The sequence below is a fragment of the Sodalinema gerasimenkoae IPPAS B-353 genome (assembly GCF_009846485.1).
Taxonomy (GTDB): domain Bacteria; phylum Cyanobacteriota; class Cyanobacteriia; order Cyanobacteriales; family Geitlerinemataceae; genus Sodalinema; species Sodalinema gerasimenkoae.
The window spans coordinates 3,765,222-3,780,839 of sequence record NZ_ML776472.1 but is presented as its reverse complement, the minus strand read 5'-3'; the positions used below and the strand labels follow the sequence as shown (position 1 = coordinate 3,780,839).

Genomic DNA, 15,618 nt, shown 5'->3' with positions numbered 1-15,618 from the left:
ACCTGTAACTGATGCCCTATCCCACATTTAATGTCCTCCTTTTCTATCAACCTCCAGGGTCGGTTCATCGTCCGACCATTATTTCTGAGAATGAGATTTTATGTGGGGCAACTTTCAAAACTGAGTATCGATTTAATCGACTCAAACAACTCGAAGCCCCCATCGGAACCTATGATATTGCCCCTCTCCTTGCCCAAATTCCGGCGGCCCAATATCCTGAATTAGTCGTGGTTCGGGCCGATGCCACTCGTCTGAACTTCCCCACTAACTTACACCTCTTAACCTGTCCTAAATTACTGATTGTCGGGGATACGCAACATTTAGAAACCCCCATCCGCGCCCTAACGGATTATGCCGTTCAGGAAGGCTTCGATTTCGTGATGTCTGACCATAAACGGCAGCATCTTCATTTTTTCCAAGAAGCGGGTTGTAAAAACGTATTTTGGCTCCCTGGCTTTAACATTTACCCCCACCCTCAACCCCCTTGTCCCCGCCCAGACTATCCAGTGTCCTTTGTTGGACAAATTGGCCCCTTACATCCCTATCGCTATCATATTCTCGATGAAATGACCGCTCAGGGAATCCCCCTAGAGACCTTTAGTGGCAGTCAGGAAAAGGCCGCTGAAGTCTATGCTAAAAGTCAGATTAACCTCAATGTGAGTCTCAATGGGGACTTGAATATGCGGGTGTTTGAGGTGTTGTCTAGTGGCGGGTTTTTGTTGACGGACAAACTCAAACCGGAAGCGGGGTTAGAGGCATTATTTGAGGTGGGCAACCATCTGGAAACCTATGACAGTAAAGCGGACTTATATCAAAAAATACAGTATTATCTTCAGCGTCCTGAACTGACGCAACAGATTGCCCAAGCGGGTTGTGAATTATTTTGGCAACAGCATCAGCCAGAACAGAAAGTTCAACAGCTTTTAGACCATCTCCAGGGTCGTTTGTTGCCGAATTTCTATCACGCTGCCTCTGATTTACGCAGTCAGTTTGTCACCAGTCAGGATACGGGCGATCGCCATCAGCATATTGCCATTTATGAGTATATCCAAGAGCAACATCGGCAAATTCCCAAGCTAAATCTCATCATTTGGGGAGACTGTGATCCCCGCTTGATTGCCGATGTGGTGGACTTATCTCGCTTGCACATTTATCTGGTGTTTCCTAATGGCAAAACCGCCACCCCGCCTCAACTGATACAAGACTGCCAATTGGGCGATCGCATCGAATGTCTAACCCCCTCAGACTTAGTCCACCATCCTGAGTTCCGAGAACTTACCGTCGATAATCTCAGCCATCAAACCATGTTGCTGGTGGATATTAACTTCTTTAAAACCGGCCAGTTAATTCCACTTCTGAAATCCATCTTAGCCCATACCTTGGTCCTAACCTGTCCCCAAGGGTCTCCTAGTCCAGACCTCATAGATGCCTTAAATCAGGAACTTTTTAAATACTACTTCTTCCAGGTTTCTTTTGACCCCCTAGCCTATCGCCTCAATGTCATTACCCAATTTAACCCCGGTTTTCAGTCTCTCTTAGATATCGTTAGCAACTATCAAAAGAATCCAGGCGATCGCCAGGCCCTCTATCTCGTCCGACAACTCCGAAAAGCCGTCACCCAGCAATGGTTAAATCTTGCCTATGCCGAACTCCCTGACCAAATTGATGGACAACTGGGGGACTTACATTCAGCCCTCCTAGAGAGTGCCTTACGCCAAGACTCTCTCGACGAAGACGACCGGAGATTTTTCGAGAAACTCAAACAACTGTTTAGCCCCAAAACCCCCGAAAACCGTCTCTCCCAAGCCTTTCTCGCCGCCACCCTCTACGGCTATCCCCATCAATTCCCCGTTCCCTATCACGACCTCCCCTTTCCCGGCTGGCTAAACGAATTTCTCCTGGCCTATGTTCTATCCATGCCCCGAATTTTCCAAGACCCCGGCGATACAGAAAAGTATCATACTCACCTAGAGAATTGGCTTAGCTATCTGCATCAAAACATCCTCAGTCATCCCAATAGTCCCAGTTGGCAGGCCGTCAACGAAGTCTTTGCCGAACGGGTGAATTGCACGCCTTTATATTTCAGCCAACGCAGTCCCCTACGACTCCAAAAGAAACGGTCCGACCTCCTCGAACAAATCCTCTACCAACAGCGATCGCCCCTCAGTTATAAATTCCCCCCTCGTCCCCCCCGAACCAAAATTCGCCTCGGGGTTTTGGCCAACAACTACAGAGACAACCCCCAAACCTACTACAACCTAGCCTGTATCAAAGACCTCGATCGCAGTCAATTTGAGATTTACCTCTATAGCCTTCAGATTCGCAAAGACGCCTACGAAGACTACTGCTGGAGTTACGCCGACGAAGTGGTCCCCCTAGGCCATCTAACCCTCTTGCAACGAGTCCACACCATCCGTTCCGACGACCTCGATATTCTGCTAATTGGCAGTAACCTTGTCACTCGGTCATCCCCCCTGGCCTTCCTCTCCTGCTATCGTCTCGCCCGCCGTCAGATCACCAACCTCTCCTGTTTAACCACCACCGGAATGCGGCATATTGACGCTTATATCGCCGGAACCCTCACCGCCAACCATCCCATCGACCATAGCGAAACCCTCCTCACCCTAGAGGGGTCAGGACTCTGTTTTGACCTCCCCAAAGACAAACCCGAGTTAACCGTCAAAATCGAGCGATCGCAGTGGAATCTACCCGATAACACCATCGTCTTCAGTTCTGCCGCCCATTTCCGAACCCTACATCCCGAAGTTCGTCAAACCTGGGCCAAACTCCTCGCCACCACCCCCAACAGCATCCTCGTCATCCATCCTTTTGGCGACGAGTGGACGCGACATCCCGAACTAGAAATGCCGTTCTTCCGTCAAATGCAGGAGATCCTACGACAACACCAAGTCCCCCTCAACCGCTTTCTCCTTGTCAAACCCCTCCCCAGTTCCAGTGACCTCCAATATCTCCTACAACAAACCGATATTTACCTAGACTCCTTTCCCCAATCCCAAGCCATATCCGTCCTCCAGCCCCTACAACTCGGACTTCCCCTCGTCAGCCTCGAAACCCCTCAACGACATCTCTGCCAAGGGGCCGCCCTCCTCCGAGAACTGGGACTTGATGACCTAGTTACCAAAACCCCCGACGACTATCGACAACTGGCCCACCAACTGGCCACGAACGCCAACCTAAGACAGCAAACCCAGCAACAACTTCAACAAAAAATGGCCACCACCCCCCCCTTCCTCAACAGCCAACAGTTCGCCCAAAAACTCGGCCACCTCTACCAAAACCTCCTATAGTTATCCCGGAAGAGGGCGAACGTTCGCCCCTACATCTTCCTCTGTGTCCTCTGTGACTCTGTGGTTCCCCATCTTCCCTCAAAACACCACCACCGACTCCCCCCTAGCCCGCCTCATCCACTCTGCCAAAACCTGCCGCCGTCGTTGCCGCAAACTTGAATCAAAATAACTCTCAAAGATGGTCTGAACAATCGGTAAGTCTTCCTCAGGATACGCAGTTCCCGCGAGACCTAAAAGAGTTTGATGGGAAATAAAATAGGGTTCCGGAATCGCGACAACTGGCAAACTTGTATATCCTAACTCCACTAAGGCGATCGCCCGATGTTTTCCTGCTTCGATATAAAATAAAAAATCATTATTTTTTAATAAAAAATAGCCACAAATATGCGTGTTTGGATAGCCATATTTTTGAGGTTGATATCCTTGAGCTTTAATCGAATTAAAAGTTGTTATCAACCTTAACTTTTCATGATTTAATTTTTCCGACATGACCGGACCCAAATGCTGATTCAGATACTGTTTACGATATTTGACATCTAGTTTAGGCGCAATAAAAAAGTGCCAAGGAAACTCCAACGAGTCCCAATGCCGTTTATCAGATCCAAGTGTCAACGCCTCCAGAGTATTTTGGGGCTGGTAATTTCGGTAAAACTCATCCAAACTAGCCTCAACTTCAAAAAAATCAAGAAATGGATGTTCTGCCTTCATATACCGCCAACCATACCCCCAAACACACTTTTCAATGGGGACATGAAAATAAAACCGATGGGAATCACGGGCAACCGCCAACAGACCAATATCATTAAACTCAATTGGCTGTCCCTGATTATAGAGTTTTCTCGGCTTTTTGTTTTCCATAAATAATCACTGAATCCAGGAGGCTAATAAGGATTTGCGCCGTTGTCTGATACCTTCATTAAAATATCCATCAAACATGGTTTTTACAGTTGGTAAAATCCTGCGATCGTAAACCTTCCCTGCCAATAACTCAAGATGCTGATGTGAAATCAGTCGTGGCATTCGAGGGACAAAGATACTAAAGGTTGCAGGCAAACTGGTGTATCCAAGCTTCAGCAACGCCGCCGCGCGATGTTTACCGGCACCGATATAAAACAGAAAGTCATCATCCTGAACCATGAAATAGCCCCGAATATGGTCATGTTCACCGTTGCCTCCCTGATAGCCAATCTCTTGAATTGACGTTAATACTGTGCTAAGCCTCCGTTTTTCACGGTTTAACCGTTCCAGGCTGACGGGGCCATAATGTTGAGTTCCACCATCCTCTATGAAGGGATGTTGTTCTGGTTTTTTTGGAGGTTTAATGGTACAACGCCAAGGAACAAATAGGGACTCCCATCCCCCATGTCCTGGCTGTAGTATGACAGCTTCCAACGCACTTTGAGGACGGTAACGATAGTAAAACGTATCTAAAAACTCTTCTTGCCCGAACGCATGAAAAAAAGGATGTTCCTCCGGTGTATAGCGCCAGCCATATCCCCAAATACACTTCTCTAGGGGAACCTGAAAGCAAAATTCATAGGCATCATGGGCAAACCCCAGAAACCATACATCTTTTAATGTGATCAGATTCCCATTATTATACGTTTTATGAGCAATCTCTTCTGACAAATTCATTCCTGAATATCTATTTATAATGACTAATAGGAGGCAAAAGGGCTAAGGTAACCCCTTAGAGAATCTCGTCTCCCGGTTACTCAATCCCTGGCTGCGATTCAGACTGAGCTAAACGCAGCCATTCCGATAACGCGGCCTTGCGTTGTTGGCGCAGAGACGCATCAAAATAACTGTCAAAAATTTGTTGAGCTGTTGAGCGCTGTTCCACATCGTACGCCACACCGGTTAAGAAGTCCAGATGCCAAGGAGACACGAGACGAGGCATCCGAGGCACAATGGAGGTGAAGGTTGCCGGCAGCGTCTGAGAGCCTAACTCCACTAGGGCCGCCGCGCGATGCTGGCCATTCACAACCAAGAAACGAAAATCCTGGTCATTGACCAAAAAATAGCCAAAAATATGTTGGTCAGGAGAGGCATAATAACTGGTCATATAGCCCATATTACGAATTGACGCAATTACCTCTCGCAGCCTGAATTTTTCTAAATTCAGCCGTTCCAAACTCACCGGACCACAATGGGGGCGGCCATGTTCTGGCCCCAACTTATTTTCTCCGGTAAAGGGGGTGGGTTTAATATCAACCCGCCAAGGGGTTTCTAGGGAATCCCACCGCTGTTGCTGGGGGGCCAGAGTCAACGCCTCCAGGCAATTTTCAGGACGATACTCGGTATAAAAATAATCTAAGCTCTCCTCACAGGTAAAAAAGTTATTGAGAGGATTTTCTCCCTTGACATAATGCCAGCCATAGCCCCAAATACATTTGTCAATGGGAACTTGAAAATAAAACTGATGCGCATCCCGAGCCGTTGTAATAATCCTGACATCATCCAAGTCAATCGGTTTTCCCCGTTGATATACATTGAGGCTATGGGAGTCTTCCAAGACCTCTTTCATCCGTGGGTTATCGATTGGATTGATCATGACCAAAATTTCGATGAGTAGAACCGAGAGTTAGCAAGACAGAGAACAGCCCCCATCTCCGACGTTCTCCAGGGCGACGGAGAGCAATTGAGGCTGGGGGCTGAAACTCGCAGATGCACGGGATATCCCTAATTAGAACAAGGCAACTTGATCATCACCAATCGCTTGCGTGGTGACGAAGTCATTTGCTACGCTACCGCCAACTTCACCCGTCAAGTTTACACCAGGTAAACGAGCGATGAGTTTCGCGTGACCTTCAAAACCAAGGTAGAGTCCTTGTGCTTCGAGATCGAAGAAGAGCTGACCGTTCTCACTGAAATCAATTTCGTTCGCATCAAAGGTATCATTTGAGCCAACACCTCGAACAAAGGACTCATAGAAGTAGCCTGAACCATTGAGTACATTGTCGAAATCACTGTAGTCTACACCACCACCAGAACCAGCACCAGAACCATTAGCAATCACGCCATAGAGTGCGCCTTGGCTGCGGAATAGTTTAACAGACTCAGATGTGATGCTGAACTCACTGCTGTCGAGGACAATTTGGTCGCGGCCCACTTGGAAGTTGTTGAGGGTATCAATCCCCACAGCCCCCGAGAAGACCCCTTTCGTGAAGCTCGTACCGCTCGACGCTCCATCGGTACTGGTTCCATTGGCACCGATAAACTGACCATTACTGCCCACAAGCAGGGTACTGCTACTGAGACCGGTTCCGACATTGATATCGGAGGTTCCACTGCTACCGAGGCTCAGGAAGCCGCCGGATTGGAAGGAACGGAACGACTTCTGTAACGAGAAGCCGGTTTCAAAGGCGGAGCGGAAGAGAACCCGGTTGTTACCCCCCTTGCTCAAGTCAATGAAGTCACCATTGCTAATGGACGAGAAGTTTAACGCAATGCTGGACGCCGTCGCTCCCTGAATTTGGAAACCGTTGTAGGTGCTGCTGGACGGCTCAAACTGGACTGCACCGCCATAGATGACATCATTACCAATGCCAGCGGTAATCCTATCACCAAAGCCTGCCCCTTGCATGACGTTGTTACCGCCGCTGACGCTGATGTTCAGGCTCACGGAAACGGAACTGCTGAAGGAGGCACTGCTACTGAAACCGAGGAAGTCATTGCCCTCACCACCAGTGATGGAGATAGCCTCTTGTTCGGCTTCAGGATTGCCCTCATCATCAAGCGCAGCACTGAGGTCATTGAGGATGATTTGGTTGTCACCAGATAACGCCGTGAAGCTTGCTCCCGAGTAAGCCAGACCGACGTTAACCGTGTTGGAGATACCACCGAGGAGGATTTGACCGCCCTGGAAGACGTTGGTGACGTTGATGCTAGAGGATTGACTTTGGCTGAAGTCAAAGATACCCCCTTGGCCCAGGGTGAGCGCCGTCAAGGTGTTTTTACCCAGACCGGCTTTACCGGCTTGAAGCCGACCGAAGACGGAACCACTGATGTTAAATTCATTTTCACCGCCACCGAAGGTCATGACCCCAGTTTCGGAGATACAGTCAGACCCAGAGAGATTGACGGTGTTGTTGCCATCCCCAGCCGTGACGTTGCCACTGACGGTGCTACCGACGTTAATCGTGTTGTCACCATCGCCGGCATCAACGCTACCCGAGACATTGCCCAGGTCGAAGAAATCATCGCCACTACCGGTTTTGGTAACGCCGGATGCGTCGTCGGTAATCTGGATGAAGTTAGCGCGATTGCTGTTGATGACAATCCCACCCGTTTTCAAGGAGACGGAGCGACTTTGCTCGCCCGTGAAGAAGAAGTTTCCGTCTCCTTGCGCCACGTCTTGAGCGCCAATGGTGACGGCAATGTCACTCCTGCCTGCATTGACACCAATGTAGGTGTTGACACTGGCACCAGAGAGGTCAGCTTGAATGTACTGGTTAGCAGTGAATAGGAAGGTATTGTTACCGCCATTGCCTTCGGGGCCACCAATGAGGGTATCTCCAGGACCACTTTTGCTGGCATCGAGAGTGTCATCTCCGGGTCCACCAATCAGGACGTTGTTGCTCTCTTCCCCTTCTGCCAGTTCAGTATCACCCAATTCAGCGGTGATGCTGTTGCTTCCGGCGTTACTGCCGGTCGTAAAGTCGTTGCCGCCCCGTAGGGTGTTGCCAACACCAATGCCAATGATGGTGTTGTTACCGAAGTCACTCGTCATGGTGGGGTTGTCGCCCCAGAACTCGGAGTCGCTACCGGCCAGCATTAAGGTATCACTACCTTTGTCACCGAAGGCTTTGATTTGTGCGGGAAGCGGCAACCCAGCGCCACCGGTTCCGATGAGGAAATCATTACCAACACCGCCAAAGAGGGAGACCCCGATGCCGACATTGATGCCAATGGCGAGGGTATCGGCACCCGCGTTGCCAAACAGTTGGTGATTGTTACCACCGGCGACATAGAGGTAGTCATCTCCGGCATCACTGCCGCTAAAGCCGCCTTCTAAGTTGGCATCACCGATGAGGACGGCCCCATCAACTTGGCTGCCCTGAACTTCGAGGCTGTCCGACCCCTGACCTCCTGCGAGGATAGGGTTATCGGCGGTACTGTCGCTACCGACGGCGACGTGGTCATCATCCTGTCCACCGTAGAGGCTATCGGGACGCTCGATACTGATGGAGAGGAGACTATCGAGGCCGGTGTTGCCGAAGAGGTAGTTGTTCCCTTCGGGACCACCGACGATGTAGTCATCGCCGCCACGGCCGGCCATGGTGTCACCACCCACGAAACCGAGAAGGGTGTCATTACCGCCACCACCGACGAGGATGTTTTTGCCCCCTTCAGAGACGAGGATATTGTCGCCATCATCGGGGCTATCTTCCATGTCGCTGCCGCCGAAGAGGGTGGCACCGCTGGCTTGGGCAATGAGGTAGTCACTGCCTTGGTCTCCAAACATTAAACCCTGGCCATTTTCGTTGACCAGGGTATCGTTACCGGGACCGCCGAAGGCAAAGTCGCCTATGCCACGGCTGCGGATGTAGTCATTGCCTGCGTTACCGAAGAGGGTGCTACCGGGTTCGCTGGCATTCAAGGCACTGAGGATGGTGTCATCCCCTTCTAGCCCGTCAATTACACCGACAGCAGTCCCTTCAAGCAGATTATCACCTTCGTCCCCCAGGAGAAGGTTGTCGGGATTTTCTAGAATTGTAGTCACAAGGTTTCATCCTTACTAATGTGTGGATGGACGGCCCTGCAAGGACTAAACGGAGTTTAGGCTCATGCTTGCACCACCCAAGATCCCATTAATGTGTTAAGGGGCTGGGGAGGGCCTTATCATCCAGTCGTTTTTTCCGGAAAAAGAGTTCCCAAGCCGAATATATATCTGCCAATATCCTTTAAGAGGGCAACCACGGTTCGGCTATCGCTCACCGACCACAAGGGATTGCCCCTACGAGATTCCCCCCTCTTGCCTCTTGCCTCTTGCCTCTTGCCTTCTTCTTCCCTGTTCCCTGTTCCGGTGTTCCCTTCTTTTACCTACTGCCTACTGCCTCTTAAAAATCTATTCGATTTCAATTTCAAAGGGCAGGCGCATATATAGGCCTCGGGGATCGTTGTACGTGGAGATGTCGTTGAGTTGGGTTTCCATTTGCTGACGGAAACTCTCTAGGGGTTCGGGTAGGGTGACTTGAGTTGAAGACCCAAAAAGCTCTTCTAGGAAGCGTTCAGCGAAGGGTCTGACTCGGGGATATTCTTGAATCGTCCATTCTTCACCCAAGTCAGCGGCTTCGGCAGCGACTTCGATCGCCATCTGTAAGCCCCCAACGCGATCGACTAAACCCACACGCTCGGCAGCGACACCAGACCAAATTCGACCTTGGGAGACGTCCTCAACTTCATCCATGGATAAGTCGCGCCAGTTGGAGACTTCGGTTGTAAAACGTTGGTAAATCTGGTTGACAAACCGTTCTAGAAGTGCTAATTCTTCTGGAGTTTTGGCACGAGAAATGGTTTGAGTATTCGCCAGGGGAGAGGTTTGCACCACATCCCAACTGAGACCGACATTTTCACTGAGATCCTCGATGTTAAAGAAGAGGCCAAACACGCCAATTGAGCCGGTAATGGTGTTGGGTTGAGCGATAATTTCATTGGCGGCCATGGAAATCCAATAGCCTCCTGAGGCGGCGACGTTGCCCATGGAGACAATCACCGGCTTTTCCTCTCGCAGCAGTTCGAGTTCTTCTTTGATGACTTCTGAGGCGATCGCACTCCCGCCAGGACTATTAACTCGCAACACGACGGCCTGGACATCATCGTTCACCCGTAAGTCTCGTAGTTTTTTGGCAAAGCGATCGCCCCCAATTTGACGAATTTCTCCCTCACCATCGACGATGGGCCCCTCTGCATACACTAGGGCAATCTGGCGATCGCTCCCGGGTGCGCCCCGTCGCATTTGGGCAGGATTGAGATTTTCAATATAGGTGGCTAAACTCACCCCTTCAAATGACTTATCGTCTTCGTCAATGTTACTGAGTTCCCGCAGGCGATCGCGAATCTCGACATCTTGAGCAATGCGATCGACAAATCCCTGATTGACGGCTTCATCGGGCAATAACACCCCCTGGGTATTGGCGAGGTTTTGAAACTCCTGGGGACTTAAAGGACGATGTTCACTCACCGTCTCGACAATCTCAGACCATAAATCTGTCAGATAGGCCTGGAGTTGTTCTCGATTTTCATCACTATAATCACTACGAACAAAGGTTTCCCCGGCTGATTTGTAATCCCCCCGGCGTATCACCTGAATCCCGATTCCCAATTGGTCTAAGGTTCCGGTGATAAAGGGAGTTTCAGCACTTAAGCCATTAAACACCGCCGCCCCCAGAGGGGCCATAGACAGTTCCGTGGCCACAGAGGCCAGATAGTATTCCCGTTCATTCCAATCGCGATCGTGGGCAATAATTGGCTTACCGGTTTCCCGAAATTGCGCTAACGCCTCTCGCACCTCCCGCAAGTTGGCGTAATTAGTCGGCATATCCCCCGAACGCCCTTTAAGATAGATGGCAACAATGCGATCGTCATTACTCGCCTGTTCCAAAGCCTCCAGGACATCCAACAGGTGCAGGGTTTTGTCCGTCGAACCATCCAAGGCCCGCTGCAAGGCTTGGCCGGGGGTAGCTAGGGCGCGGCTATCTTGGATATTCAAGCCCAAATCCAACACCAGAACTGAATCTTCCTTCACTTCGGGGCCGCGAGGGGCTTGTAAAGAGGCGGTAATGAGTAAAATTGCTAACCCTCCAACGCCAATTGCAGAAAAGAGAATCAGTCCAGCGACGGTAGCAACAACATTTTTGAGAAAATCACGCATGACGTTGGCAGTCAGAGTTAAACGGCTGTCCTTATTCTAGGGTGTCCAAGCTATTGCTGCCTTTTAATTCCTTGATGTTGCGGTTGCCGGTGCAAAATAAGACCGTGGCCAGTTCGCTGTTGAGTAAGTCCACCAGTTGATTCAAGGTCTTGGGAGAGTCGGCAGCAGCTTTGAGAAAGGGGCTAGCTAAGCCGGCCAAGTCAGCTCCCAGGGCTAGGGTTTTCGCGATATCTAAACCGTTGCGTAAGCCCCCCGAGGCAATTAGGGGAATCTCGGGAGCCTGCGATCGCACCTGCACCAGACAGTCCGCTGTGGGAATGCCCCAATCGGAAAACAACGCCCCCAAACGACGCTGACGGAGATCCTGGGCCCGTTTCCCTTCCACGTTGGCCCAAGACGTCCCCCCCGCACCGGCCACGTCAATGGCCTGAACCCCCACCTCAATCAAGCGTCGTGCCATCTCCCCAGAAATGCCATTGCCCACTTCTTTGGCAATGACCGGAATGGGAATCAAGTAGCACAGCCTCTTTATTTTGTCAAGCAATCCTTTGAAATTCTGATCCCCATCACTTTGAACCGCCTCCTGAAGGGGGTTAATATGCAGAATCAGGGCATCAGCTTCGAGCATGGCGATCGCCCGCTGACATTGATCCACTCCATAGCCATAGTTCAACTGTACCGCCCCGAGATTGGCAAACAGGAGAACATCCGGGGCCTGCGATCGCACATCAAAGGTATGACTGAGATCAGGATTTTCCACCGCCACCCGTTGCGATCCCACCCCCATCGCCAACCCTTGGGCCTGGGCGACTTCTGCCAAGCGTTGGTTAATCCGTTTAGCCTGTTCCGTTCCTCCAGTCATCGAGGAAATCAGCAGGGGAGACTGGAGAGATTTCCCTAAAAAGGAGGTCTTTAAGTCAATTTCCGCCAAATCCAGTTCGGGTAGACAGCAATGCCGGAAGCGATAGCGTTCTAACCCAGTACGAGTCTCCCGAAAGTCCACATCATCCTCCAGACAAATCCGAAGGTGATCCGCTTTACGGCTTTGGGTATGTTCAGACTCAGCAGCATTCACAGTCATCATTCTCAGTCATTGCCATGGCAATTGGCTAACAAAAAGGGTCTAAATTAGCTTCTCGGCGGGAAGCCCCGCACCTCGACTACGCTCGGCGTCGGGATGATAGCCGAGCGGCAAGGTTGCGGATCAACAAATCAATCTGTTAGGCTAAGTTTAACACGATTATTAATCGCACTAATGAAAGTCGTTAAGCTGAGAATTTATCCCACCCCAGAGCAGTCCGTTGCCTTGGCGAAAGCCTTTGGCTGCTGCCGCTTGGTGTGGAACCGTTCTCTGCAACTGACGACGGAAGCCTACCGACAAACCGGGAAAGGCATCTCGGGTTACGACCTTAAAAAAATGCTTCCCCAGTGGAAGCAAGAATTAGAGTGGCTTGGAGAAACCTATTCTCAATGTTTGCAAAGTTCGGTACTCAACCTATCGAGAGCATTTGTCAACTTCTTTGAGGGACGCGCTCGCTACCCACGTTTCAAGAGTAAGCACAAACGGCAATCTCTTCAATACCCCCAAAACGTTAAACTCGAAGGCGATCAGTTACACCTTCCCAAAATCGGAGAAGTGTACTGTCGGGTTCATCGCTGGTTTGAGGGGCCAATCAAAACCGTAACCGTCAGTCGCCATCCTGACGGACGCTATCACGCTTCAATTATGATCGACGACGGTTCGGAAAAACCCGAACCCAGTGCCGACGGCAAAGCCATCGGCATCGATCTGGGGTTGAAGCATTTTGCGGTAACTTCTGACGGTGAGAAATACAACAATCCCCGTCACCTCAAAAAGCACGAGCGTAACCTCAAACGCAAACAGCGAAAACTTTCGAGGAAGCAACAAGGGTCGAACTCTCGTCAAAAAGCCAGACGGCTCGTGGCACGGGTTCACAGCAAGATTGCCAATTCTAGAGCCGATTTTCTCCACAAGCTATCCCGCAAGATAGTCAACGAGAACCAAGTGATTGTGGTGGAAAATCTAGCGGTCAAAAACATGGTCAAGAACCATAGCCTCGCGAAAGCGATAAGTGACGTGGGGTGGGGAATATTTTCGGCGATGCTCAAATACAAGGCAGAGGGAGAAGGAAAGGTGTATCTGGAAGTGGATAGATTTTTCCCCAGTACCCACCTCTGTTCTGAGACGTTGTTGCCGTTGCCTCAAATGGGACTCGACGTGCGGTCGTTTGAATGCCCACAATGTGGGAAGATTCACGACCGAGATCTCAATGCGGCAATCAACCTAAAAAACGAAGGCTTGCGGATTTGGGCCTCGGGAACCGGGGCTTCTGCCAGTGGAGGGAATGTAAGACCAAAGAGAGGTCGAATTCGTTCGATGCTTTCCGAGGCGATTCCCGATAAAACTGGAAGCCCGCGCTGTACCCGATCGGGTACAGCGTCGGGTAGTTCACGATAACGTATGGGTTTGTACCGCCAACCTCTTTTTATCACCACCTATAACAGCCGATGATTATCATTGACGAAAAAAGCATTGTTAAGGAATATTTCAATACGACGGGTTTCGACCGCTGGCGACGAATTTATGGTAAAGACGAGGTCAATAAAGTCCAACTGGATATCCGCGAAGGACACCAGCAGACCATTGATAAAGTCATCGCTTGGCTATCCGCCGATGGCAACCTTGGCCAACTGACCGTCTGCGATGCGGGGTGTGGTGTAGGGAGTTTGAGTTTGCCCCTAGCCGAAGCCGGGGCAACAGTGTACGGCAGTGACATCTCGGAGATGATGGTGACGGAAGCCCAGGAACGCGCTCAGGCTCAACTGAGTGACAGCTCTCGTGTCAAGTTTGAGACTCGGGATCTCGAAGAAATTTCTGGCAACTTCCACACCGTCATCTGCCTCGATGTCCTCATCCACTATCCCGACGACAAGATGGATGAGATGCTCTCCCACCTCTGTTCGTTAGCGGAATCACGAGTCATTCTAAGTTTTGCCCCCAAAACCCCCTGGCTCACGGTTCTCAAGAAAGTGGGCGAACTTTTCCCCGGACCGAGTAAAACCACTCGTGCCTATCAGCATCGCGAAGCCGATATCCTGGCCATCTTCGCCAAAAACGGCTTCCAACCCGCTCGCACAGAAATGACCAGCACTCGCTTTTATTATTCTCGGTTGTTGGAATTGGTGCGGGGATAGGGGGGAAGAAGGCAGGGAAGAAGGCAGCAGGCAGCAGGCAGTAGGGGGGTTCTTGCCTATTGCCTATTGCCTATTGCCTTCTTACCCCTGATTCACCCCTTGCAGCGAATTGTGGTAAATCACCTGAGTGGGATAAGCGAACTCGATGCCTTCGGCTTCAAAGCGACGCTTGAGTTCCAGGTTGATCTGTTGTTGGGCATCCATGTACTGGGCAAAATCGCTGCTGTTGACGTTGTAGACCACTTCGTAGTCGAGGCTGAAATCCCCGTAGGCTAGGAAATGGGCGCGATCAAAGGTGATGGTTTCGATGGGGTCGATGATGTCTTGGATGATTTGGGGGATTTTTTCGAGCTGTTCGACGCCGGTTTCGTAGGTAACCCCCAGTTTGAAGACAATCCGACGGGTTTGCATATGTTTGTAATTACGGATGCGAGATCCCGTGAGATCGGTGTTGGAGATGACGAGTCGCTCACCGCTCAAACTCTTCAGACGAGTGGTTTTAATGCCGATGTATTCCACGGTTCCGATGAAGTCGCCGACGATGATGAAGTCTCCTAACTCGAAGGGGCGATCGAAGACGATGGAAAAGTAGCTAAAGAGGTCTTGCAAGAGTCCTTGAGAGGCCAGGGCGATCGCAATCCCCCCAATCCCCAAACTGGCAATCATGGCTGAGACATTAAATTGCAGATTGTCCAGCAGGAAAATAAAACCGATCGCCCAAACAACCACCCGAATCGCAGGGACGAGAGAATTGAGGGTGGGCTGGATATTGGGGTTGTTTGCCTTGATCCCATATAGGATTAAGCCATATTGAATCACGGAGACCACAAAGCGGATGGCAATGACCGTGAAGGCGATCGCCCAGATGCCATCTAAGAGTCGATCCAGAATTGGGTGGAGGTTTAAGCCATTGAGGGCAACATAGAATAGCCCCAAATAAAAGATTGGGATCAAGGCCAGCTCCACAATTTTAATAAGGCTATTATCTAAACTGGCATCCGCTTGCCGTAGCCATTTCTTAATCCTGCCAAGAATGACATTGGCTAGAATCTTGATCACAATCAATCCAATGATAATAATCCCTAGCGCAATCAGATAGTCTAAGACTTGATTTCCGAGGATTTCTTGTTCGGTAAACTGAGTTAAAACGTTAGGAAATTCTGTTGGCATAAGTTGACCTTCTGTAGATGTCAGCGTTTGTTAACATTGTGATTTCCC

At 50.3% G+C, this 15,618-nt stretch carries 10 protein-coding genes; 3 read left to right on the top strand and 7 right to left on the bottom strand.

What is annotated here, in order from left to right; translation table 11 throughout:
* Nucleotides 1-11: 11 nt before the first annotated feature.
* The gene (locus tag L855_RS16375) at nucleotides 12-3,308 is read left to right on the top strand and encodes a glycosyltransferase family protein (protein ID WP_159789820.1); all 3,297 of its coding nucleotides are present in this window, start codon (nucleotides 12-14) and stop codon (nucleotides 3,306-3,308) included.
* A gap of 78 nt (nucleotides 3,309-3,386) precedes the next feature.
* Here the strand turns inward: L855_RS16375 and L855_RS16370 are convergent, their stop codons facing one another.
* From L855_RS16370 to fni, 6 genes are all read right to left on the bottom strand, one after another.
* Nucleotides 3,387-4,097: a hypothetical protein gene (locus L855_RS16370; protein ID WP_159789818.1), complete on the bottom strand. Its 711-nt coding sequence runs from the start codon at nucleotides 4,095-4,097 to the stop codon at nucleotides 3,387-3,389.
* Nucleotides 4,098-4,172: 75 nt separating this feature from the next.
* On the bottom strand, nucleotides 4,173-4,943 hold the full coding sequence (locus tag L855_RS16365; protein WP_159789816.1) for a hypothetical protein: 771 nt from the start codon (nucleotides 4,941-4,943) through the stop codon (nucleotides 4,173-4,175).
* Nucleotides 4,944-5,019: 76 nt separating this feature from the next.
* Nucleotides 5,020-5,862 carry a hypothetical protein gene (locus L855_RS16360; RefSeq protein ID WP_159789814.1) on the bottom strand — a complete coding sequence of 281 codons (843 nt, stop codon included), beginning with the start codon at nucleotides 5,860-5,862 and terminating at the stop codon, nucleotides 5,020-5,022.
* Between the two features lie 132 nt (nucleotides 5,863-5,994).
* Nucleotides 5,995-9,033 (bottom strand): beta strand repeat-containing protein, encoded by a 3,039-nt coding sequence (locus L855_RS16355; RefSeq protein WP_159789812.1) that lies wholly within the window; start codon nucleotides 9,031-9,033, stop codon nucleotides 5,995-5,997.
* A 345-nt stretch (nucleotides 9,034-9,378) separates the two neighbouring features.
* Nucleotides 9,379-11,184: a signal peptide peptidase SppA gene (gene sppA, locus L855_RS16350; protein ID WP_159789810.1), complete on the bottom strand. Its 1,806-nt coding sequence runs from the start codon at nucleotides 11,182-11,184 to the stop codon at nucleotides 9,379-9,381.
* A gap of 31 nt (nucleotides 11,185-11,215) precedes the next feature.
* A complete protein-coding gene (gene fni, locus L855_RS16345; protein ID WP_159791150.1) occupies nucleotides 11,216-12,265 on the bottom strand; it encodes a type 2 isopentenyl-diphosphate Delta-isomerase in 1,050 nt (349 codons plus the stop codon).
* Between the two features lie 174 nt (nucleotides 12,266-12,439).
* Between fni and L855_RS16340 the strand changes: the two genes are divergently transcribed.
* Together L855_RS16340 and bchM are read left to right on the top strand one after the other, a co-directional pair.
* Nucleotides 12,440-13,663 (top strand): RNA-guided endonuclease InsQ/TnpB family protein, encoded by a 1,224-nt coding sequence (locus tag L855_RS16340; protein ID WP_159789808.1) that lies wholly within the window; start codon nucleotides 12,440-12,442, stop codon nucleotides 13,661-13,663.
* Nucleotides 13,664-13,713: 50 nt separating this feature from the next.
* Nucleotides 13,714-14,400 (top strand): magnesium protoporphyrin IX methyltransferase, encoded by a 687-nt coding sequence (bchM, locus tag L855_RS16335; RefSeq protein WP_159789806.1) that lies wholly within the window; start codon nucleotides 13,714-13,716, stop codon nucleotides 14,398-14,400.
* An 81-nt stretch (nucleotides 14,401-14,481) separates the two neighbouring features.
* Here the strand turns inward: bchM and L855_RS16330 are convergent, their stop codons facing one another.
* Nucleotides 14,482-15,570 carry a mechanosensitive ion channel family protein gene (locus L855_RS16330; protein WP_159789804.1) on the bottom strand — a complete coding sequence of 363 codons (1,089 nt, stop codon included), beginning with the start codon at nucleotides 15,568-15,570 and terminating at the stop codon, nucleotides 14,482-14,484.
* Between the last annotated feature and the right edge of the window lie 48 nt (nucleotides 15,571-15,618).